This window comes from Streptomyces sp. P9-2B-2 (genome assembly GCF_030406865.1).
Lineage (GTDB): Bacteria > Actinomycetota > Actinomycetes > Streptomycetales > Streptomycetaceae > Streptomyces > Streptomyces platensis.
This window is the reverse complement of record NZ_CP129126.1, coordinates 2784577-2805397: the sequence shown is the minus strand read 5'-3', so window position 1 is coordinate 2805397 and position 20821 is coordinate 2784577. Positions and strand designations below refer to the sequence as shown.

At 72.9% G+C, this 20821-nt stretch carries 18 protein-coding genes; 8 read left to right on the top strand and 10 right to left on the bottom strand.

From position 1 onward, the window contains the following. Positions 1–10: 10 nt before the first annotated feature. The 4 genes from QT196_RS12215 to QT196_RS12200 all read right to left on the bottom strand — a co-directional run bounded on the left by QT196_RS12215 (position 11) and on the right by QT196_RS12200 (position 3829). On the bottom strand, positions 11–1021 hold the full coding sequence (locus tag QT196_RS12215) for an LLM class F420-dependent oxidoreductase (RefSeq protein WP_168478879.1): 1011 nt from the start codon (positions 1019–1021) through the stop codon (positions 11–13). A 153-nt stretch (positions 1022–1174) separates the two neighbouring features. Then, positions 1175–2035, bottom strand: coding sequence for a DUF5336 domain-containing protein (locus QT196_RS12210; RefSeq protein WP_168478878.1), 861 nt, complete (start codon positions 2033–2035; stop codon positions 1175–1177). 200 nt (positions 2036–2235) lie between these two features. After that, on the bottom strand, positions 2236–3150 hold the full coding sequence (locus QT196_RS12205) for an N-acetylmuramoyl-L-alanine amidase (protein WP_168478877.1): 915 nt from the start codon (positions 3148–3150) through the stop codon (positions 2236–2238). A 19-nt stretch (positions 3151–3169) separates the two neighbouring features. Then, positions 3170–3829 carry a class I SAM-dependent methyltransferase gene (locus QT196_RS12200; RefSeq protein WP_290354886.1) on the bottom strand — a complete coding sequence of 220 codons (660 nt, stop codon included), beginning with the start codon at positions 3827–3829 and terminating at the stop codon, positions 3170–3172. 560 nt (positions 3830–4389) lie between these two features. On the opposite strand from QT196_RS12200, the gene QT196_RS12195 reads away from it, so the two are divergent. From QT196_RS12195 to QT196_RS12185, 3 genes are all read left to right on the top strand, one after another. Next, on the top strand, positions 4390–6594 hold the full coding sequence (locus QT196_RS12195; protein WP_290354885.1) for an acyl-CoA dehydrogenase: 2205 nt from the start codon (positions 4390–4392) through the stop codon (positions 6592–6594). Between the two features lie 34 nt (positions 6595–6628). Then, positions 6629–7822 (top strand): lipid-transfer protein, encoded by a 1194-nt coding sequence (locus QT196_RS12190; RefSeq protein ID WP_168478875.1) that lies wholly within the window; start codon positions 6629–6631, stop codon positions 7820–7822. 360 nt (positions 7823–8182) lie between these two features. Further along, on the top strand, positions 8183–9622 hold the full coding sequence (locus tag QT196_RS12185; RefSeq protein ID WP_248001597.1) for an MFS transporter: 1440 nt from the start codon (positions 8183–8185) through the stop codon (positions 9620–9622). 102 nt (positions 9623–9724) lie between these two features. Here the strand turns inward: QT196_RS12185 and QT196_RS12180 are convergent, their stop codons facing one another. Genes QT196_RS12180 through QT196_RS12165 form a run of 4 tightly spaced genes read right to left on the bottom strand, consistent with a single transcriptional unit; the run spans position 9725 to position 13568 of the window. After that, positions 9725–10330 (bottom strand): response regulator transcription factor, encoded by a 606-nt coding sequence (locus QT196_RS12180; protein WP_168478873.1) that lies wholly within the window; start codon positions 10328–10330, stop codon positions 9725–9727. After that, a complete protein-coding gene (locus QT196_RS12175) occupies positions 10327–11850 on the bottom strand; it encodes a histidine kinase (RefSeq protein ID WP_290354884.1) in 1524 nt (507 codons plus the stop codon). Before QT196_RS12175 ends, QT196_RS12180 begins: the two co-directional genes overlap by 4 nt. A gap of 6 nt (positions 11851–11856) precedes the next feature. Beyond that, positions 11857–12585 (bottom strand): ABC transporter permease, encoded by a 729-nt coding sequence (locus QT196_RS12170; RefSeq protein ID WP_168478872.1) that lies wholly within the window; start codon positions 12583–12585, stop codon positions 11857–11859. Further along, on the bottom strand, positions 12585–13568 hold the full coding sequence (locus QT196_RS12165) for an ABC transporter ATP-binding protein (RefSeq protein ID WP_266730621.1): 984 nt from the start codon (positions 13566–13568) through the stop codon (positions 12585–12587). The genes QT196_RS12170 and QT196_RS12165 overlap by 1 nt, the downstream gene beginning before the upstream one ends. Before the next feature lie 457 nt (positions 13569–14025). Here QT196_RS12165 and QT196_RS12160 point away from each other — a divergent pair, with 457 nt between their 5' ends. From QT196_RS12160 to QT196_RS12150, 3 genes are all read left to right on the top strand, one after another. Beyond that, positions 14026–14901, top strand: coding sequence for a MaoC/PaaZ C-terminal domain-containing protein (locus QT196_RS12160; RefSeq protein WP_168478870.1), 876 nt, complete (start codon positions 14026–14028; stop codon positions 14899–14901). 79 nt (positions 14902–14980) lie between these two features. After that, entirely contained in the window at positions 14981–16057 is a 1077-nt protein-coding gene (locus QT196_RS12155) for a Zn-dependent alcohol dehydrogenase (protein WP_266730619.1), read from the top strand. Between the two features lie 63 nt (positions 16058–16120). After that, entirely contained in the window at positions 16121–17062 is a 942-nt protein-coding gene (locus QT196_RS12150; protein ID WP_266730617.1) for a 3-oxoacyl-ACP reductase, read from the top strand. A 90-nt stretch (positions 17063–17152) separates the two neighbouring features. On the opposite strand, the gene QT196_RS12145 is transcribed toward QT196_RS12150, so the two are convergent. Both QT196_RS12145 and QT196_RS12140 read right to left on the bottom strand, forming a co-directional pair. After that, a complete protein-coding gene (locus tag QT196_RS12145) occupies positions 17153–17320 on the bottom strand; it encodes a hypothetical protein (RefSeq protein WP_168478867.1) in 168 nt (55 codons plus the stop codon). 98 nt (positions 17321–17418) lie between these two features. Further along, a complete protein-coding gene (locus tag QT196_RS12140) occupies positions 17419–18948 on the bottom strand; it encodes a hypothetical protein (protein ID WP_290354883.1) in 1530 nt (509 codons plus the stop codon). A 264-nt stretch (positions 18949–19212) separates the two neighbouring features. Here QT196_RS12140 and QT196_RS12135 point away from each other — a divergent pair, with 264 nt between their 5' ends. Further along, the gene (locus QT196_RS12135) at positions 19213–20079 is read left to right on the top strand and encodes a Nif3-like dinuclear metal center hexameric protein (RefSeq protein WP_190145400.1); all 867 of its coding nucleotides are present in this window, start codon (positions 19213–19215) and stop codon (positions 20077–20079) included. Beyond that, positions 20076–20819, top strand: a complete 744-nt coding sequence (locus QT196_RS12130) for a C4-type zinc ribbon domain-containing protein (RefSeq protein ID WP_211117581.1) — start codon at positions 20076–20078, stop codon at positions 20817–20819. Before QT196_RS12135 ends, QT196_RS12130 begins: the two co-directional genes overlap by 4 nt. Positions 20820–20821 lie beyond the last annotated feature (2 nt).

Here is a 20821-nt window from a genome sequence, read left to right as displayed (position 1 = left end):
CCCGCGGCCGTCAGGAGTTGAGCTCGGCCAGGACCCGTAGGGTGTCCGGATCGGGGGCGGTGACCAGCAGGTCGGTGACCGGTCCTGAGCGCCACAACTCCAGCCGCTCCGCGATCCGTTCGCGCGGCCCGACCAGCGAGATCTCGTCGGCGAAGGCGTCCGGAACGGCCTGCACCGCCTCCTGTCTGCGGCCTTCGAGGAAGAGCTGCTGCACCCGGCGGGCCTCCTCCTCGAAGCCCATCCTGGCCATCAGGTCGGCGTGGAAGTTCCGGGCCGCGTGCCCCATCCCGCCGATGTAGAAGCCGAGCATCGCCTTCACCGGAAGCAGCCCCTCGGCGAGGTCGTCGCACACCACGGCGCGGGCCATGGGGGCGATGAGAAAGCCGTCCGGGGCTTCGGACAGGGACGCCTGGTAGACGTCGGTGCGCTGTGGCGACCAGTACAGCGGCAGCCAGCCGTCGGCGATCCGGGTCGTCTGGGCGATGTTCTTGGGCCCCTCCGCGCCGAGCAGGAGGGGGAGTCCGGGGCGCAGCGGGTGGGTGATGGGCTTGAGCGGTTTGCCCAGGCCGGTGCCGTCGGCGCCGCGGTAGGGGTGCGGGTGGAAGGCCCCGTCCGACTCCACCGGCCCTTCCCGGCGCAGCACTTGGCGGATCACGTCCACGTATTCGCGGGTGGCGGTCAGCGGGCTCCTGGGGAACGGCCGGCCGTACCACCCCTCGACGACCTGCGGTCCGGACAGCCCCAGGCCCAGCAGCACCCGGCCGCCGGAGAGATGGTCGAGGGTGAGGGCGTGCATCGCGGTGGCGGTGGGGGTGCGGGCCGCCATCTGCGCGATCCCGGTGCCCAGTTTGATCCGGGTGGTGTGGGCGGCGATCCAGGTGAGCGTGGTGAAGGCGTCCGACCCCCAGGCCTCCGCGGTCCACACCGAGTCATAGCCCAGCCGCTCGGCCGCGCGGGCGAGTTCGAGGTGCCGGGGGTCCGGGCCGCGGCCCCAGTAGCCCAGTGCCAGTCCGAGTCGCATACCGATCGCCCCTCTCCGGCGGACGGTGACCCCTGCAAATCTGACGTCACGTCAGATCAGTGTCGGGGAACTGTACGGCCCGGCCGCCGGCAGCGCAACGGCCCCCCGCCCACAGGGGCGAGGGGCCGCGAAAGGACCGCTGTGCGTCCGGCGTCAGCCGCGCTGGATACCGGTGGTGTCCTGGAGGACGCCGCGCCGGCCGTCCTGGGTCTGCGCGATCAGAGCCGCACCGCGCTGCTCCACCGCCAGGTACCAGGTGCCGGGCGCCAGTTCGGCGATCGGCGCCGGGGCGCCGTCCTCGCCGTACAGCGGGCGCGCGACGGGCACCGCGAACCAGAACGGCGCGAATTCCGCCGGGGCACCGGCCGCCGCGGTGGCGCCCGCCGGGCCGCCGGCCGTGGCGTCCACCGGCGCCTGCTGGCTGTGCGCCTGCTGGCCGCCCTGGGGCTGCTGCTGGGCGCCCGGGTAGCCGTAGCCCTGGCTCGCCTGCTGCTGGGCGCCGGGGTAGCCGTAACCCGGGTTGGGGCCCGCCCCGTAGGGGGTGGCGGGCTGCGGCTTCGGGGCACCGATCAGGGCGGCCTTGAGCGGCGGCAGGAGCGGTGTGGCGACGGCGCCACCGGCCAGGATCAGGGCGGCGATCAGGCCGATGATCTGGCCCGCGCCGGCGCTCGGGGCGCCGATGAGGACCCAGAGCGCCGTCCACGCCACGAAGACGGTGAGGGCGACACCGAACTGGCCGAGGTCCAGACCGGCGACCTTGCGCACCTGCTGCTGCGGCAGCGCACGGCTGACGACGATGATCGCCGCGCCGATCACACCCGCCAGGTACACGCTCATCAGAGCCGCCACCGAGTCCCAGGCGTTGATGCTGCTGTAGCTCTGGGCTTCGCAGTACTTGGCGAGCGGTCCGGAGCAGTCCTGGCCGCCGGTGGAAGGGAGGAACGAGGCGATGAACAGCAACACCGCTGCTCCGATCACCACGCCGTCGCCTCGAGTGAGGGAGCGGATGTTCACGTAAGGGTCCTTTGTCGGTTTCGTGGGTCCGGTCGTCGCTGTCGCGGTGCGCGCAGTGCGAGGCACGGCGGTGGCCACCCATCGTAAAGGGGAACCGGTCGCCGAATCCGGCGGCCCGTCGTGTTCGTTTCCGCGCGCTATCCGTACGCCGTCCCGGATCCGGTATCGGAGGGGTTCCGGAGCCGGGTTCGACGGTCCGGTCAGTGCGTCAAGAAGTCCGTAATGCCCTCGGTGATCCCGCGGGCCGCTTTTTGCCGCCAGCGCGCATCGGTCAATTGCGCGGCGTCCTTCGGGTCGCGCATATTGCCGCACTCGATGAACACCTTCGGCACCGTGGAGAGGTTGAGGCCGCCGAGATCGGAGCGCTTGTCGAGCCCGCTGCCGTCGCCGATGTAATTCGACGCCGCACTTCCGGTGACCGAGCGGAACCGGCCGACCAGCCGCTCGCCCAACTGCCGCGAGGGCCCGACGATCTTGGCGGTGTCGGCCGGGCCCGCCGTGACGCGGGCGGGCAGGATGACATGGAAGCCGCGGTTGCCGGCGCCCGAACCATCGGCGTGCAGGGACAGTGCGGCATCGGCGTGCGCCTTGTTGCCGATCTCCGCGCGCTCGTCGACGCACGGCCCGTAGGGGCGGTCGCCGTTCTGGGTGAGGACGACCTTGGCGCCCTGCTCCTGGAGGAGCGTGCGGGCCCGGCGGGCGAGGTCCAGGGTGAAGGACGCCTCGGCGTATCCGTCGTTGGTGGCGGTGCCGGTGGTGTCGCACTCCTTGCGGTCGTTGCCGATGTCCACCTGCCGGGCGATCTCCCGGCCGTGCTCGCCGTTGTGCGGATTGTGGCCGGGGTCGAGCACCACGACCTTGCCCTTGAGGCTGCCGCGCGGGCTGTCGCCCTTGGAGTCGTTGCCGGGGGTGGGGCCGCCGCCGGACCCGGCCGCGCCCTCGGAGGCGCTCTCCGCCGGGCCGCCCGGTGCGGGCTGCCCGGCTCCGGGGCCGTCGTGGCCCGACGAGCGCCAGGCCAGCCAGCCGCCCAGGCCGGCGACCACTACGGCGGCCAGCACGACGAGGAGGGTGCCGCGCAGGCGGCGGTGCGAGGGGAGAGAACTGCCGTTCGACACGTCCGCGATCGTAGCTCGCTCAGATTCCCGCCCCGGTGCGCCGCAGGACATGCAGCGACCCATGGGACGAGATCTCGGTGAACGCGCCGGACTCCAGGGCCCTGCGGTAGATGCGGTACGGGGCCTGGCCGCCGTCCGCCGGGTCCGCGAAGACATCGTGGATGACCAGCAGCCCGCCGGGCGCGAGATGCGGCGCCCAGCCCTCGTAGTCGGCGGTGGCGTGCTCGTCGGTGTGCCCGCCGTCGATGAAGACCAGACCCACCGGGGCCTGCCATACGGCCGCGGCCTGCGGCGACCGGCCCACCAGGGCGAGCACATGCTCCTCCAGGCCCGCGGCGTGCAGGGTGCGGCGGAAGGTGGGCAGCGTGTCCATCCGGTCGACCACGGGGTCGACGACGGTCGCGTCGTGGTACTCCCACCCGGGCTGCTGCTCCTCGCTGCCCCGGTGGTGGTCGACGGTGACGGCGAGAACCCCGGCGCTGCGCGCGGCATCGGCAAGCAGAATCGTGGACCGGCCGCAGTACGTGCCGACCTCCACCAGCGGCAGCCCCAGGGCCGCCGCCCCGGCCGCCGCCGCATACAGGGCGAGGCCCTCGTCCACGGGCATGAAGCCCTTCGCCGCCTGAAAAGCGGCGAGTATCTCCGGCTGCGGAGCGGTCGGAGCCGTGGGAGCGGGCATGGGCTTCCTCCTGTGGTGCGGTCAGGGGCTCATCGTGCCGTACGGGGCGGCGCGGGTGGAGTGCGGGTGTCCCGGTGCGGAACATTCGGATATCGGAACGGCGGTTCGCATTTCCCGCATCGGGCGCCCCGGCTCTTCCTGCCGGTTCCTGCCGGGTTCCGGTCCGTTCCCCGACTGTTCCCGCCGATTTCCCGTCGCCGATTTCCGGGATGCCCGAAAGCGGTGAATTGGGGGGCGGGGAGTCGGTTGGGGGAAGGGGGGAGAGGGAGGGGTGAGGGGAAGGGGGTGGGAAATGAGTTTCGGGGCGGAATTCACCGGGGCGTTTGTGGTGCGCGTGAGAGCTGTCCCCTCGGGGGAATCCCTGCCGGGTCCCGCGCGTCCTGCATCCGCCGGTCGCTGCCGGGCGCGGGGCGGGCGGGGGTGGCCGCCGTACTGCGGGTGCGTGTGGGGCCGCCGCCCCAGGGGCCCGGACCGCCATCCGGCCGCCCCCTCAACCGCCCCTCCAACTAACCCTCTAGCTGACCTTCCGTCAGAATGAAACGTGTTCTAGCCTGCCCCGCATGGGCATCGGAATCACACCGGAACACCGTGACCTGGCCGAGGCGGCGGGCGGCTGGGCCGCGCGGGCCGTGCCGCCCGAAGCGGTGCGCAAGCTGCTCGACACCGCGCCCGCGCGCCCCGGGCGGCCCGCGTACTGGGATCAGCTCGCCGCTCAGGGCCTGCTCGGGCTCCATCTCCCCGAGGCCGACGGCGGCGGGGGCGGTGAACTGCTCGACCTCGCCGTCGTGCTGGAGGAACTGGGCCGCGCCGCGTTCCCCGGCCCCTATCTGCCCACCACCCTCGCCGCCGCCCTCCTGCACCGCGGCGGCGCCCCCACTCTCGTACGGGCCCTCGCCACCGGCGCACGCATCGGCGCCGTCGCGCTCGGCCCGGGCTCACTCACCGCCGTCGAGACCCCCGACGGCTATGTCCTGGACGGCACCGCGCCCCCGGTCCTGGCCGGCGCCGAAGCGGATCTCCTCGTGCTGGCCGCGGAGGTCACCACGGAAGCGGAAGGGGAAGCGGCAGCGGAAGTCTGGCTTGCGGTCGACGCCGGGGCGCTGACCGTACGGGGTCAGGAGAGCGCCGACCCGACCCGGCCGACCGCCGAGGTGAGTGCGCACGGTGTGCCGGTGCCCGCCGGGCGGCGGCTCGCCGTCGACAGTGACCTGGTCCGCGACCTGGCCGGGGTGCTGTGGGCCGCCGAGAGCTGCGGCACGGCCTCCTGGGCGCTGCGCACCGCCGCCGAACACGCTGCGGTCCGCGTGCAGTTCGGCCGCCCCATCGGCCAGTTCCAGGCGGTCAAACACCTCTGCGCCGACATGCTCGTACGCTGCGAGCAGGCCGCCGCCCTGGTCTGGGACGCGGCCCGGGCCCTGCACGAGCCGCCCGAGGTCCGCGGACTGGTCGCGGCGCTGGCCACCGCGACCGCCCTGGACGCCGCCGTCAGCTGCGCCAAGGACTGCATCCAGATCCTCGGCGGCACCGGCTTCACCTGGGAACACGACGCCCATCTCCACCTGCGGCGGGCGACCGTGGCGCGCCAGCTGCTCGGCAGCGGCGACACCCACCGGCTGCGGGCCGCCCGGCTCGCCGCCGACGGCGCCCGGCGACCGCTGCAACTGGAACTCCCCGCCGAGGCCACGGAGTTCCGTACCGAGGCCCGCACGGTCCTCGACGGCGTCCGCGGCCTCGACCCCGCCGCCGTACGCCGCGCCCTGGCCCCCACCGGCTACGCCGCACCGCACCTCCCCGCGCCCTACGGACTGGGCGCCGGCCCCGTACAACAGCTCGCGATCCAGCAGGAGCTGGCGGACGCCGGGCTCCGGATCAGCGATCTGGGCATCGCCACCTGGGTCGTCCCCTCGCTGATCGCCCACGGCACCCCGGAGCAGCAGGAGCGCTATCTGCTGCCGTCGCTGCGCGGTGAGCTGCTGTGGTGCCAGCTGTTCTCCGAACCCGAGGCCGGTTCGGACCTGGCCGCGCTGCGGACCCGCGCCGAGCGGACGGCGGACGGCGGCTGGCGGATCAACGGCCAGAAGGTGTGGACCTCGGCCGCGCAATGGGCGAGCCACGGCATCCTGCTGGCCCGTACCGACCCGGACGCGCCCAAGCACAAGGGGCTGACCTTCTTCCTCGTCGACATGGCGGCGCCGGGTATCGACATTCGCCCGCTGAAGGAGATCACCGGCGATTCGCTCTTCAACGAGGTCTACTTCGACGACGTGCTGCTGCCGCCCGGCGCGGTGGTCGGCGGGGTCGACAACGGCTGGAAGGTGGCCCGCACCACCCTGGACAACGAACGCGTCCACATGGCCGACCAGTTGACCTTCGACACCGGACTGGAAGCGCTCCTGGACCGCGCCGCCGTACTGGACGGCTCGGTGCGGGCGCGGGTGGGTGCGCTGGCCGCCGAGGCGCACGCGCTGGGCTGCATAGGGCTGCGCACCACGCTCCAGCAGGTGTCGGGGCTGGAGCCGGGCGCCGGTGCCAGCATCCGCAAGCTGGTGCAGACCCCGCACCAGCAGAAGGTCGCAGAGCTGGCGCTGGAACTGCTCGGCCCGGACGGCGCGGTGCGCGAGGGGGTCGGTGAACGGGCGCTGCACGGCTTCCTGATGTCGCGCTGTCTGACCATCGCCGGCGGCACCACCCAGGTGCAGCTCAATGTCGTCGCCGAGCGGCTGCTGGGTCTGCCCCGCGACCCGGAGCCGCGCCCCCTGATCTGACTCCCCGGACTCGGCCACCTCCAGGAGGACACGTATGGCTGGCAAGGCGTACATCGTCGGCGTCGGGATGACCCGCTTCGAGAAGCCCGAGACCCGCGAGTGGCAGTACTGGGACATGGCGAAGGAGGCGGGCGGCAAGGCGCTCGCGGACGCCGGGATCGGCTACGAGGCGGTCGAGCAGCTGCCGGTGGGCTACTGCTACCAGGCCTCGACGGCCGGCCAGCGCGCCGCCTACGAACTGGGTCTGACCGGCATTCCCGTCTACAACGTCAACAACAACTGTGCGACCGGCTCGACCGCGCTGATGATGGCCCGCCAGTTCGTCGAGTCCGGCCTCAACGACTGTGTCCTGGCCCTGGGCTTCGAGAAGATGAAACGGGGCGCGCTGGGCGGCGGGGCGGACAGCGGCGACTTCAGCACTTCGCCGGTGGCCCGCCACTACGGAGTGATGGCCGCCGCCCACGGCTTCGAGATGACCCCGCCCACCGCCCAGATCTTCGGCAACGCGGCCCGTGAGCACATGGAGCGCTACGGCACCACCGCCGAACAGCTCGCCGCCGTCGGCGCCAAGAACCACCGCCACTCCGCCCACAACCCGAACGCCCAGTTCCAGGACGTTTACACGGTCGAGGAGATCCTCGCCGCCAAGACAATCCACCGGCCGCTGACCAAGTTGCAGTGCTCGCCGACCTCCGACGGCGCGGCGGCTGCGGTGATCGTCTCCGAGCGGTTCGTACGGGAACACGGCCTGGCCGACCGGGCGGTGGAGATCGTCGCGCAGGCCATGACGACGGACACCGAGGAGAGTTTCGCGTCCGGCTCCTGCATCGATGTCGTCGGCAAACCGATGTCCCGGGCCGCGGCCCGCCAGGTGTACGCGGCCGGCGGCCTCGGCATCGAGGACATGGACGTCATCGAGCTGCACGACTGTTTCTCGGTCAATGAGCTGCTGACCTATGAGGCGCTGGGCATGTGCGCGGACGGGGAGTCGGGGAAGCTGGTCGCCGACGGCGCCACGACCTACGGCGGCCGCTGGGTGGTCAATCCCTCCGGCGGCCTCATCTCCAAGGGCCACCCGCTGGGCGCGACGGGCCTGGCCCAGGCCGCCGAACTCGTCTGGCAGCTCCGCGGCACCGCGGGCGACCGCCAGGTCCCCGGCGCCCGGGTGGGCCTGGCCCACAACATCGGCTTGGGCGGCGCGGCGGTGGTGACGGTGCTGCGGAGGTGAGGAGGTGGGGAGGTGGGGAGGTGGGGGAGCGGGGGAGTTAGGCCGGGCGGTGCGGGGAGGGGTGGGGCGGGGCCTGGGCCTGGGCCTGACCGGTCTCCTCGGCTGGTGCGGCGCATTGGCCGGGTCCCGACCGGTGCATCGCACCGCGCGTTAACTCGCCCCCGCTGGTGGGTAGTTGGCCCAGTGGGGGCCCGCTCATCCCCTAGGGGCCCGCCCCCCTCGCCCCGTAAGGCCCCACCCCGAAAAGCCCCGCCCCCAGCCCCCGTCCCCCTGCGACTTCCGGCCTAGGTCTTCTGTCAGGTGGCTCATGCACCGATATACCGATGCGGGATTCATACGACGAATGCAAGCATGGCTGGCATGCCGCCGATAGCCGCCTCCGCCACCCTGCCCAAGACCGCGCGCCGGAGGACGGCCCCGCCGGCCTGGCTGGTGATGCTGCTGGTTTGCTCCGGGCAGTTCCTGGTCATCCTGGACGTCTCCGTCGTGAATGTGGCGCTGCCCGCCATGCGGACCGGTCTGGGCCTGAGCGAGCTCGGTCTCCAATGGATCGTCAACGCCTACGTCATCACCTTCGCGGGCTTCATGCTGCTCGGTGGCCGGGCCGCCGATCTCTTCGGCCGTAAGCGGATCTTCGTCACGGGGCTGGCGCTGTTCACGGTCGCGAGCCTCGGGGGCGGGCTGGCGCAGGAGCCCTGGCAGCTGATCGCGGCCCGTACGGTGCAGGGCATCGGCGCGGCGGTCCTCTCACCGGCCACCCTCACCATTCTGACCACCTCGTTCCCGGCCGGCCCGGCCCGTACCCGCGCCATCGCCACCTGGACGGCGGTCGGCGCGGGCGGCGGCGCGGTGGGCGGCCTGGTGGGCGGCACGCTCACCGAATTCCTCTCGTGGCGCTGGGTGTTGCTGATCAATGTGCCGATCGGGGCACTGGTGCTGGGCGGCGCGGTGCTGTGGCTCACCGAGAGCCGGCAGGGGGCGGGTCGGCGGCTCGATGTGCCCGGCGCGCTCCTGGTGACGGCCGGGCTCGGGCTGGTGGCCTACGGGATCGTGCAGACCGAGACGGATGGCTGGGGGGCGCTGTCCGCGCTGCTGCCGCTGGCCGCCGGGCTGCTCGTGATCGCGGTCTTCCTCGCCGTCGAGGCGCGCGCCAAGGCCCCGTTGATGCCGCTGGGTCTCTTCCGCGTGCGCTCGGTCTCGGCGGCGAACGGGGCGATGATGCTGTCCGGCGCCGCGATGTTCTCCATGTGGTACTTCCTGTCCCTCTACGTGCAGAACGTGCTGGGCTACCGGCCGTTGGAGGCCGGGCTCTCCTTCATCCCGCACTCGCTGTCCATCGTCCTGGGTTCCAAGATCGCGCCACGGCTGATGAACCGGCTGGGCGCCAAGCCGCTGGCCATCGCCGGTGCGGTGATCTCCGCGTCCGGCATGGTCTGGCAGGGCACCATGGACGTCCACGGCACCTACCTCGGCACGATCCTCGGGCCCGGCATCCTCATGGCGCTGGGCGCGGGCCTGACCGCGACGCCGATCGCCTCCATCGCGACCTCCGGAGCCGACCCTGCCGACCAGGGCCTGGTCTCCGGCCTGATGAACACCTCCCGGCAAATGGGCGGCGCGCTGGGCCTGTCGGTCCTGTCCACGCTCGCCGCGGCCCGGATCGAGGCGGGCCACGGCCCCAAGGCCCTGGCGGACGGCTACGGGCTGGCCTTCCAGGTCGGCTCGGTGGTCCTGCTCGGCAGCATTCTGCTGATGGTCGTCGCGCTGCCCCAGCGCCGGGCGGACGCCGCCCACGGCTGACAGCCGTTGCCCTCGGCGCGTCGGTGGGTCTCGCCGGTGGCCGCGTGGGCTGGGTGGGCCGGGCGTCGCGAGCCAGACGTGACGGGACGCGACGCGCGCCCCCTACAGCCAGCCGTTCTGCCGTGCCGCCCGTACCGCTTCCATGCGGTTGCGGGTGCCGGTTTTGCCGATGGCCGCGGAGAGGTAGTTGCGGACGGTGGCCTGGGAGAGGTGGAGGCGGCCGGCGATGTCGGCGACCGTGGCGCCGTCCACGGCGGCGGTGAGGACATCGCGCTCCCGCTGGGTCAGCGGATTGGGGCCGGCGCTCAGGGCCGCCGCGGCGAGGCCGGGGTCGATGACCCGCTCACCCGCCAGCACCCGGCGGATCGCCGCCGCGAGTTCCTCCACCGGGCCGTCCTTCACCAGGAAACCGGACGCTCCGGCCTCCATGGCGCGGCGCAGATAGCCGGGGCGGCCGAAGGTCGTCACGATCAGCACCTTGCAGGACGGCAGCTGTTCGCGCAGCTCAGCCGCGGCGTCCAGACCGCTGCGGCCGGGCAGTTCGATGTCCAGGAGGGCGATATCGGGGCGGGCGTCGAGGGCGGCGGCGACGATCCGGTCGCCCGCCGCGACCTGTGCCACGACCTGCATATCCGCTTCCAGGTCGAGCAGCAGCGCGAGCGCGCCCCGCATCATTCCCTGGTCCTCCGCCAGCAGGACCTTGATCACTTGGTCCACTCCTCCGTATCCGCCCCGTCGCCCGTGCCGATCGGGAGCTCGGCCGTGACCCGGAAGCCGTTCCGGCCGTCCGCGCCACTGTGCAGTGTCCCGCCCGCCGCGGCCAGGCGCTCGGCCAGCCCCTTCAGCCCGGTGCCGCCCACCGGCCCCGACCGTCCGGGCAGCGCCGGGCCACCGTCGTCACCGATGGCCTCCACGGGGGACGCGCCGCCGCTGCCGCCCGTCCCGCGTATGCCGTACGCCTCCCGGCCGTTGCCCGTCTCCCGGCCACCGTCCGCGCCCCGGTCGCCGTAGGTCTCCCGGTCGCCCTCCGCCCCCCGGCCGCCATACGACTCCCCGCCGCCCTTCTCCCCATCCCCGCCCCCGTCGCCGCCGCGGCCCGGGACACGGTCGCGGAGCCAGGTGAGGCCGGGCGCCGCGGCAGCCCCGGAGCTCAGGGGCCCGCGGCCGTCGTCCGTGATCGTCAGGCGTACTCGTTCCGCGTCGGCGTGGACGGCGATCTCGCAGCGGGTGGCACCGCTGTGCCGGACGGTGTTGGTGACGCCCTCGCGGACCACCCAGCCCAGCAGGGCGCCGGCCTGTGGGGGCAGCGGTGGCCCGGCCTGCCGTACGACGGGCTCGATGCCGGCCGCCTCCAGTGCGGAACGGGCTGAGTCCAGCTCGGTGGTCAGACTGCCTTCGCGGTAGCCGCTGACGGCCTCGCGGATCTCGGTCAGTGCCTGCCGGCCGACCGCTTCGATATCGGTGGCCTGGGCGAGCGCGGCGTCCAGATCGCGGGGTGCGAGCCGGCGGACCGCCTCGGCCTTGACGACCACTACGGACAGGGTGTGCCCCAGCAGGTCGTGGAGATCGCGGGAGAAGCGCAGCCGCTCCTTCTCGACGGCGCTGCGGGCCAGTTCCTGGCGGGTGGTGTTCAGCTCCTGGATGGTGTCGAAGAGGCTGAGGACCGTGGCCGTCACCATGCCGGACAGGAAGGTGCCGTAGCCGATGCCGAACGCGCCCCACGGGTCGTCGTCGTGCCAGCCGGTCAGATAGCCCGCCGCGCCGCTGAGCGTGATCAGCCAGAGCGCGAGCTTCTTGCCGCGCAGCGCACGGACGGTGCCGGAGGCCAGCGACAGCAGCGGGAAGAACAGGAACCAGTTGCCGCCGAACCCGATCGCGACGGCGAAGGTGACGGCGGTCAGCATCCCCAGGGCGTACACGGGGCGGCGGGAGTCCCGCAGCCGTGGGGTGAAGGACGCCCAGATCACGCTGATGTAGAGGGAGTTGAAGGCGAGCAGCCCGAGACCGGCCAGCCAGGGGTTGCCCGACTTCCCCTGGATGACGTTGGAGAAGGCGCCCAGGCCCATCAGCAGCCAGGGCAGGAAGGCGTACTTGCCCGGCCCCTGGCCCGGCTGCCGGCCCCGCCGCCCGGGACGGCATGACTCGGTGCCGTCCGCGCCGCCGGGGCTCTTCCCGCCCGCGGTCCGTTGTTCCGTGTGCTGCACTGTCGCTTCCCAGGTCTGCGCCATCGCCGGTCACACCGTGCGTGCGGCCCGACGGTACGCGTACACCGCGTATCCGCCGAAGAGTGCCAGCCAGAAGGCCAGCACCGCCACTGAGGTCAGGTCCGGTGCGCTGCCGTGGGTGACGCTCCGGCCGAGCTCCGCGAAGCGGTTGCCGGGCGTCCACCCGGACAGCGAGCGGAGCCAGCCGGGGAACAGCTCGGGCGGGAACCACAGACCGCCGATGATCGACAGCAGCAGCACACAGCCCGTGTTGACCACGCCGGTGGACTGTGCGGACAGGCGGTAGCCGTTGCCGAGACCGAGCAGTGTGAAGGGCATGGTGCCGATCCACAGCAGCCCGGCCAGTGCGGCCCACTGCCAGGCAGGCATCCGGACGCCGTTGGCCAGGGCGCCCACCAGCAATACGGCGGCGAGGGCCGGCAGCACCGTCACCGAGCCGGTCAGCCCGCGGCCCACCACCGCCCGGAGGGGGCTCAGCGGCGTGATGCGCAGCTGGCGCAGCCAGCCCAGCTGCTTGTCCTCGGCGACGCCGGTGCCCGTGCCGACCGCCGAACCCAGCGCGCCGTACGCGGCCATGCCGACCATCGAAGCGATCTTCCACTCCGGGTCGGCGCCGCCCGGACCCACGCCGATATTGGTCATCAGCACATACATCAGCACCGGCATCCCGATACCGAAGATGACAAAGCCCCGGTCACGGAGGGTGCGGCGGACTTCGAGACGGACGTAGTCGAGCATCACGCGCTCTCCTTCACGGGCCGGGCGCCGGCGGTGTGTGCTTGGGCGTTGGGGGTGGCTTCGGCGGAGGTGAGCGCGAGGAACGCGTCCTCCAGGCTGGCGGGGGTGACCTGTAGTCCGCGGACGAGCCCGAGCCCGGCGAGCGCCAGGACCGTGGCGTCGGAGTCCGCCGTCCGCAGCCGCGCGCGGTCACCGCGCACCTCCACGGCGCTGACGCCGGGCAGCCCGGACAGCGGCCCGGTGGCGGCGCCCGCGAGGTCGAAGGAGACCTGTGAGCCGCCGGCCCGCCGCTTTATCGCGTCGCCGCTGCCGTCGGCCACCACCCGGCCGCGGTCGATCACCACGATCCGGTCGGCGTGCTCGTCGGCCTCCTCCAGATAGTGGGTGGAGAACAGGACGGTGTGGCCGCGGCGGGCATAGGCGCGCATCGAGCGCCAGAAGGCGCGGCGCGCCTCCACGTCCAGCGCCGCGGTCGGCTCGTCGAGCACCAGCAGCTCGGGGTTGCCGGCCAGCGCCACCGCGAAGCGGACCCGCTGGGCCTGCCCGCCGGACAGCCGGTCCACCCGCCGCCCGGCGAACTCGTCGAGGCCCGCCAGCTCCAGGGCCTCGGTGACGTCCATGGGGTGCGGGTAGGTGGCGGCAACGAAGGTGATCAGTTCGCGGACCGTGACCCGCGGGATGGCCTTGCCGTCCTGGAGCATGGCGCCCACCCGGCCCGCGAGCACCGCCGACTCCGGTGTGCCGCCGAACAGCCGGACCGTCCCCGTGCTGGGCGGCAGCAGCCCCAGCAGCATGTTGAGGGTGGTGGACTTGCCTGCGCCGTTGCGTCCCAGCAGCGCCACCGTCCCGCCCGCCGCGATCTCCAGGTCCAGTCCGTCCACGGCCCGCACCGCGCCATAACTCCGGGTCACCCCGGAGAATCCCACCGCCGCGGCGCCGCGCGCCCGCTCCGCCGTGCTGCCGGGCCTTGTCGTCCCTGCCATGCTCTCCCCCGCCTCTCGTCTGCTTGCCTTCGACGTTACGGAGCGTGAGCGGCTGGCGTTAGAGGCGAATGTGGATGAACTCCTCTGACAAATGTCACGGTTCCGCGCAGAGAAGGTGGGGACCGGCGCGACGAAAGGTGAGGGGGCGGTACGGCGTCACGTCCCGGCCCGTGCTGGGTGGGCCGGCGTGCGGGGTGCGGGCGGCGCCAGGCGGGAGCCCGTGGCCGGGGAGGTTCTCCGCCGTTCGCGGGACCTGTATCTGACAATCCGTCAGAGGGCTTCCGGGTGCCGGACGGATCGGCTATACATGAGGACCATCGGCTAGAACGCGTTCTAGAAGTGTGCCCTGTGCGCTGTCGGAGCGCGGCCGTGCCGACCAGATGCGACCCCGGCGCGGTCGACGGTGCGGACGGCCGGGCCGGGGTCTTCCCCTCGTGGTGAAGGAGCAAGCAGCCCCATGCCCATCGACGCCGCCAAGGCCACCTCCGCCGAGCCGCGGACCACCGAACTCGCCTGGGACCACAAGGACGTCCAGCTCTACCACCTCGGCATCGGCGCCGGTGCGGTCACTCCGGAGAAGGCGCACCCTGCCACCGACCCGGACGAACTGCGCTACACCCTGGAGAGCGCCCTGCACGTCCTGCCCAGCTTCGCCACCGTCGCCGGCGGCGGGATGGCGCTCGCCGGCGGGCTCTCCGCACCCGGCATCGACGTGGACCTCGCCGCGGTCCTGCACGGCGGCCAGACCGTCACCGTGCACCGTGCCCTCCCGGTGGGCGGCCGGGCCACCCAGACCTCGACCGTCCCCGCCGTGTACGACAAGGGCAAGGCCGCCGTCATCGTGCTGCGCTCCGAAGTGGCCGACGACGAGGGTCCCCTGTGGACCTGCGACACCCAGATCTTCGTCCGCGGCGAGGGCGGCTTCGGCGGTGAGCGCGGCCCCTCCGCCCGCCTCGAACTCCCCGACCGCGCCCCCGATCTGAGCACCGAACGCGTCATCCGCCCGGACCAGGCGCTGCTCTACCGCCTCTCCGGCGACTGGAATCCGCTGCACGCCGACCCCGAGTTCGCCAAGCTCGCCGGCTTCGACCGGCCGATCCTGCACGGGCTGTGCACCTACGGGGTCACGCTCAAGGCCGTCGTCGACACGGTGCTCGGCGGCGAGGTCGCCCGGGTGCGGTCCTACACGACCCGCTTCGCCGGTGTGGTCTTCCCCGGGGAGACGCTGCGCATCCGTTTGTGGCAGGAGCCCGGCCGGGTGCTGGTGTCGGTCACCGCGGCCGACCGGGACGAGGCGCCGGTGCTGGCCGACACCGTGGTGGAGCACAGCTGATCCGTCAGGCACGCCCCAGCCGGTCCGGTCCGGTCCGGACCGGGCCCGGACCGGCCGTCCGTACGAGAGGAGCCGTGACATGCGCGCAGCCGTACAGCACGAGACAGGGCAGGACAAGCTCGAAGTCCTCGACGACATCGAGGCGGTGGGCTTCGGCCCCGGCAAGGTCAGGATCCGTATCCGGGCGACCGGACTGTGCCACTCCGACCTCTCGGCGATGAACGGGGTGCTGCCGCAGCCCGCGCCCTTCGTCCCCGGTCACGAGGGCGCCGGCGAGATCCTCGACGTGGGCGACGGCGTCACCGGACTCGCGCAGGGGGACCGCGTCCTGATGTGCTGGCTGCCCGCCTGCGGCAGCTGTCCGTCCTGCCGGCGCGGCCAGACGCATCTGTGCCTGGCCGGGTTCATGAACGCCGGGACGCCCAACTTCCGTCGCCCCGGCGGGGATGTCTTCGGCTTCGCCGGCACCGGCACCTTCGCCGAGGAGGTCGTGGTCGCCGCCAACTGCGCGGTCCCGATCCCGGACGATGTCCCGTACGAGATCGCCGCGCTGATCGGCTGCGGTGTCACCACCGGGCTCGGAGCCGCCCTCAACACGGCCAAGGTGGAGGCCGCGTCCTCGGTCGCGGTGATCGGCTGCGGCGGCGTCGGCATCTCCGTCATCCAGGGGGCGAAGGCCTGCGGCGCGGCCCAGATCATCGCCGTCGACCCGGTGCCCGCCCGCCGGGAGGCCGCGCTGCGCTTCGGCGCCACCGAGGCCGTCGCCCCGGAGGAGTTCGCCGACGCCAAGGCCCGGATCACCGCGGGGGAGGGCTTCGACTACGTCTTCGAGGTGGTCGGCAAGTCCGCCACCGCCCGCACCGCCTATGAGATGACCCGGCGCGGCGGCACCCTGTGCGTGGTCGGCGCGGGCGCCATGGACGACACCTTCCAGGTCAATATGTTCGAGCTGTTCTTCGACGAGAAGCGGATCCTGCCGTCCCTGTACGGCGGTGCGGATGTGCTGCGCTCCTACGAGCGGGCCATCGCCCTGTGGCGGGCCGGCCGGATCGACCTGGAGGGCCTGATCACCCATCGCGTCCAGCTCGCCGAGATCAATGACGCACTCGACCAGATGCGCTCCGGCACCGCGCTGCGCACCTGCATAGAGCTCTGACGCCCACCGTTCACCCCTCGCAGCGCACCGCACCGCGTGCCGCGACCACTGGAGAGGACAGGAATGGCACAGCCACTGGAGGGCCTGACCGCGATCGTCACCGGTGCCGGGCGCGGTCTGGGCCGCGCCGAGGCCCTCGAACTCGCCCGTCTCGGCGCCCACGTCGTGGTCAACGACTACGGGCAGCCGGGCCGCGACGGCTCCGGAGAGGCGTCCTCGGCGCCCGCCGAGGACGTCGTCGCCGAGATCCGCACGGCGGGCGGCACCGCCGTCGCCCACCTCGGTGATGTCGCCGACCACGCCCAGGCCCGCGCACTGGTACGGCTGGCGGTCGAGACCTACGGGCAGCTCGACATCCTGGTCAACAACGCGGGCATTCTGCGCGACCGGATGGTGTTCTCGATGACCGAGGACGAGTGGGACGCGGTGATCCGCGTGCACCTCAAGGGCCACTTCAACACCACCCACTTCGCCGCGGTCCACTGGCGCGAGCGCGCCAAAGCGGCCGGCGGCCCGGTGCACGGCCGGATCGTCAACACCTCCTCCGAGGCGTTCCTCGCGGGCTCGGCGGGCCAGCCCAACTACGCAGCGGCCAAGGGCGGCATCGTCGGCCTGACGACCTCCACGGCGCTGGCACTCGGCAAATACGGTGTGACCGCCAACGCGATCTGCCCGCGTGCCCGCACCCGTATGACCGAGGACGTCTTCGCCGGCTTCCAGGAGCCGGCGGACGGCGCCCTGGACCCGCTCGCGCCCGAACATGTCGCACCGCTCGTCGGCTATCTCGCCTCACCGGCCGCGGCCCGGGTCAACGGCCAGCTGCTGGTCGTCCACGGCGGCATGGTCGCCATCGCCGAACGCCCGCGGATCGCCGCCAAGTTCGACACCGCGAAGGACGTCTTCAGCTACGCGGAGCTCGATGACCTGCTGACGCCGTACTACGCACAGCGCCCGCCGGACGAGACCTTCGCGGCGGCCGAGGTACTGGGCCTCAAACGCGGCTGACCACGACGCAGAACGCACCACGGCCGTGGCCACCGCCCGCTGTTCAGCGGTGCGGCGGTCACGGCTGTGGTGCGGTCCGCCGGTCCGGCGCTACGCGTCCTGCGTCTGCTTGTCCCGGCGGTGCCGGCCATGAGGGGTGGAGCCGGACTCCTCCGCGGCGGCCGGGCCACGGTGCTTGCCGGAGCTTGCGGCCTCGGCGGCCTGGGCGGATGCCTCCTGCGGGCGCGCCTGGGTCGTGTCGGTTCGGGCTTCGGACATGAAAAGGGTCACTCCGTCAGTTCGCTTACAGCTGTACGCGTCGGGACCTCGCCCGACGACCGCCACGGCTGCTCCCGAGCGGCACTGCCGGTGGCCGGTCAGCCGGCTGCGCAGCTCCCGCCCGAAATTCTAACGGGGCCGGAAATCACGCTCCACCGGGTCTGGCGGGCCGCCAGAGGTGCCTCTTGCAAGGGAACTGGCCTGCACGTTTGGGGATGTCCGGGGAGGTGCGCCGGTTCCGCGTCCATGGCCTGAGGTTGTGCAGATGCTGTGGAGCGGTTGTCGGCATCCCCCGCATCCGGGACAATCTCCGCGCCATTCGGGGCGCCATCCAGGGCGTCGTTCCCGGAGGGCGATGCCTCCTCGGGCTGCACGGCCCCCTCCGGCTTGACTGCCTCCTCCGGCGCGGCGGGCTCCACCGGGCGTGACGGTTCCACCGGCGGTGCCACAGGTGCTACCGGTGCGGGTGCCGCCGGCCGTGCCCTCCCTGTCGGCCCTGCCGCCCATGTCGGCGCCACCTGCCGCACCGGCCCCATGGGCCCCATGGGCCGCCCCGTCTCCCCAGGCCGTACCGGCTCCACCGCCCGGCCCCGCTCCACCGACTCCACGGCCACCCGCTCCGCCCCCAAGGCCAACCGCGCCACCCCGCACGGCTCCGCCTCCGTCGCGCACGGCAGCAGCAGGTCGCCGTCCGCCGTCCACAGGCCGGTCCCCGGCAGCCAGCCCTCCGGCGCCGGGTACTGCCGCAACTGCCGTCCCGAGGGCCGCCAGACGCCCAGCCAGGTGCCGTTCGGCCCGGCCATCCGGAACGCCACCGCACAGCTCTCCGGCGCCAGCATCTGTCCCGGTTGCACGGCGAACGGTGTGGCCGTCCCGTTGGCGGGCCGCAGGCACTCCGGGAACCGCACCGGCAGGCTGCTGCCCAGTACGCCCCAGCCCAGCCGGCCGTGCCCCGGCGCGTCCGAGTGCACGAGCAGCAGCCCGCTGTCCGGATCGGCCAGCAGCAGCCGGTCGTTGCTCTCCTCGGTGATCTGGAGCAGCAGACCGGTTTCGCCGCCCCGTTCCAGATCGACCACCACGGTCTTGGTCCGGCCGTCCAACTCCCGGTCCAGCGCGAGCAGTCGGCCGCTGCGGTCCAGCCACACGCCGCCCGTGCAGCGTCCCGGGATCCGGGTGACCGGCTCCGGCCCGTTCGCCCCGCCGTGCACCCGCCACAGCATGGTGTGGTCCGCCTCGGGCGCGACGGCGTACGCGAGGGTCCCGCCGGGGGCGGGCGGCAGCAGGGTCAGCCGGGGGGCCGCCAAGGCGCCCAGCAGGAGTTCGCCGGTGCCGGGTCCCGCCGGGTAGAGCAGCGAGGCGGCGAAGCGGTCGGCGACCCGGCGCAGGATCAGCACCCGCCCGTCCATGAGCGGCAGCAGGGCGCTGTCCGGCTCCTCGGGCTGGGTGCCCTGTAGCGGCACGGCGTACGGCTCGGGGCCGCTCAGCGTCCAGCGCTCCGGAAACCAGCTTCCGGCGTCGTCGTCGTGCCGGGCGAGCCGGGCGGCGTACGAGCCGTCGGCGGCGATCGTCAGGCGCCCGGCGAGCGGGCCGGCCGGCGCCATGGTGTCCTCAGTGGCACAGATCGTCATCGAGTGGTCACCTCCAGTCGGCAACCGAAGCTAGTTTTCGTACTCGCGGCCGAACGCTGCAAGTTGTGGCACTTCACGCATAAGAGTGGCAGTTGTCCGGTTCGCCGGTACCGGGCGGCGCGGTTGTGCTCCGGGTTCCCGCCCCGGGCCGGTGCGGGCGGGCGCGGGCCGTGCGTTCCCTCGTTCCCCTAAGGGGGAAGGTGGTGGGGGAACAGGGGTGGAGGACCGGACGCCATGTCACGGCCGGGGGGTAACCTTCCCTCCGTGCCCGTACTGTCTGAAGTCCTCACCGCGCTCGACGCCCTCTGGCCCCCCGAGCGGGCCGAAGGGTGGGACGCCGTCGGCACGGTCTGCGGAGACCCCGGCGCTGAGGTCAGCCGTGTGCTGTTCGCCGTCGACCCGGTCCAGGAGATCGTCGACGAGGCGGTGACGCTCGGCGCCGACCTCCTCGTCACCCACCACCCGCTCTATCTGCGCGGTACGACGACGGTCGCGGCCTCGACCTTCAAGGGCAAGGTCGTGCACACCCTCATCAAGCACGACATCGCCCTGCATGTCGCGCACACCAACGCGGACACCGCCGACCCCGGTGTCTCCGACGCCCTGGCCGGCGCCCTGGACCTGCGCATCGTCGGCCCCCTCGTCCCGGATCCGAGCGATCCGGCGGGCCGCCGCGGCCTCGGCCGGATCTGCGAGCTGCCGCATCCGATGACGCTGGCCGAGCTCGCCGCCCACGCCGCCGAGCGGCTGCCCGCCACCGCGCAGGGCATCCGGGCGGCCGGTGACCCGGACCGCGAGATCCGGACCCTGGCCGTCTCCGGCGGTTCCGGCGACAGCCTCTTCGATGACGTACGGGCGGCCGGTGTGGATGCGTTCCTCACAGCCGACCTGCGTCACCACCCGGCCTCCGAGGCCACCCAGAAGAGCCCGCTGGCGCTGCTCGACGCCGCCCACTGGGCGACCGAATGGCCGTGGTGCGAGCAGGCCGCGGCCCAGCTCGACGCGGTCTCCGACCGGCACGACTGGGGCCTGCGCACGCATGTCTCCCGTACGGTCACCGACCCCTGGACCGCCCACGCGGCGTCCACCCGACTCGTCACCCCGACGCACACCACAGGAGCCCCACGCTGAACGCCGCGCCCGCCGACCAGATCCGCCTTCTGGACATCCAGGCCCTGGATGTCCGGCTCACCCAGCTCGCCCACCGGCGCAACAACCTGCCCGAGCTGGCCGAGCTTCAGACCCTGGAGGCCGACCTCATCCAGCAGCGCGACCTGCTCGTCGCCGCGCAGACCGAGGAGAGCGACACCAGCCGCGAGCAGACCAAGGCCGAGCAGGACGTGGACCAGGTGCGCCAGCGCGCCGCCCGCGACCAGAAGCGCCTGGACTCCGGTGCCGTCACCTCCCCCAAGGACCTGGAGAACCTCCAGCGCGAACTGGTCTCGCTGGCCAAGCGCCAGGGCGACCTGGAGGACGTCGTCCTGGAGGTCATGGAGCGCCGGGAGGCCGCCCAGGAGCGGGTCACCGAGCTCACCGCCCGGGTCGAGGCCATCCAGGCCAAGGTCGACGACGCCGCCACCCGCCGGGACGCCGCGTACTCCGAGATCGACGCCGAGCGCGCGACGGTCTCCAAGGAGCGCGAGCTGACCGTCGCCGACATCCCGGCCGATCTGCTCAAGCTCTACGACAAGATCCGCACGAAGGAGGGCGGCGTCGGCGCGGCCCGCCTGTACCAGCGCCGCTGCGAGGGCTGCCGCCTGGAGCTGAACATCACCGAGGTCAACGACGTGCGCGCGGCCGCCGCCGACGCCGTCCTGCGCTGCGAGAACTGCACCCGCATCCTCGTCCGCACGCCCGACTCGGGTCTGTAGGC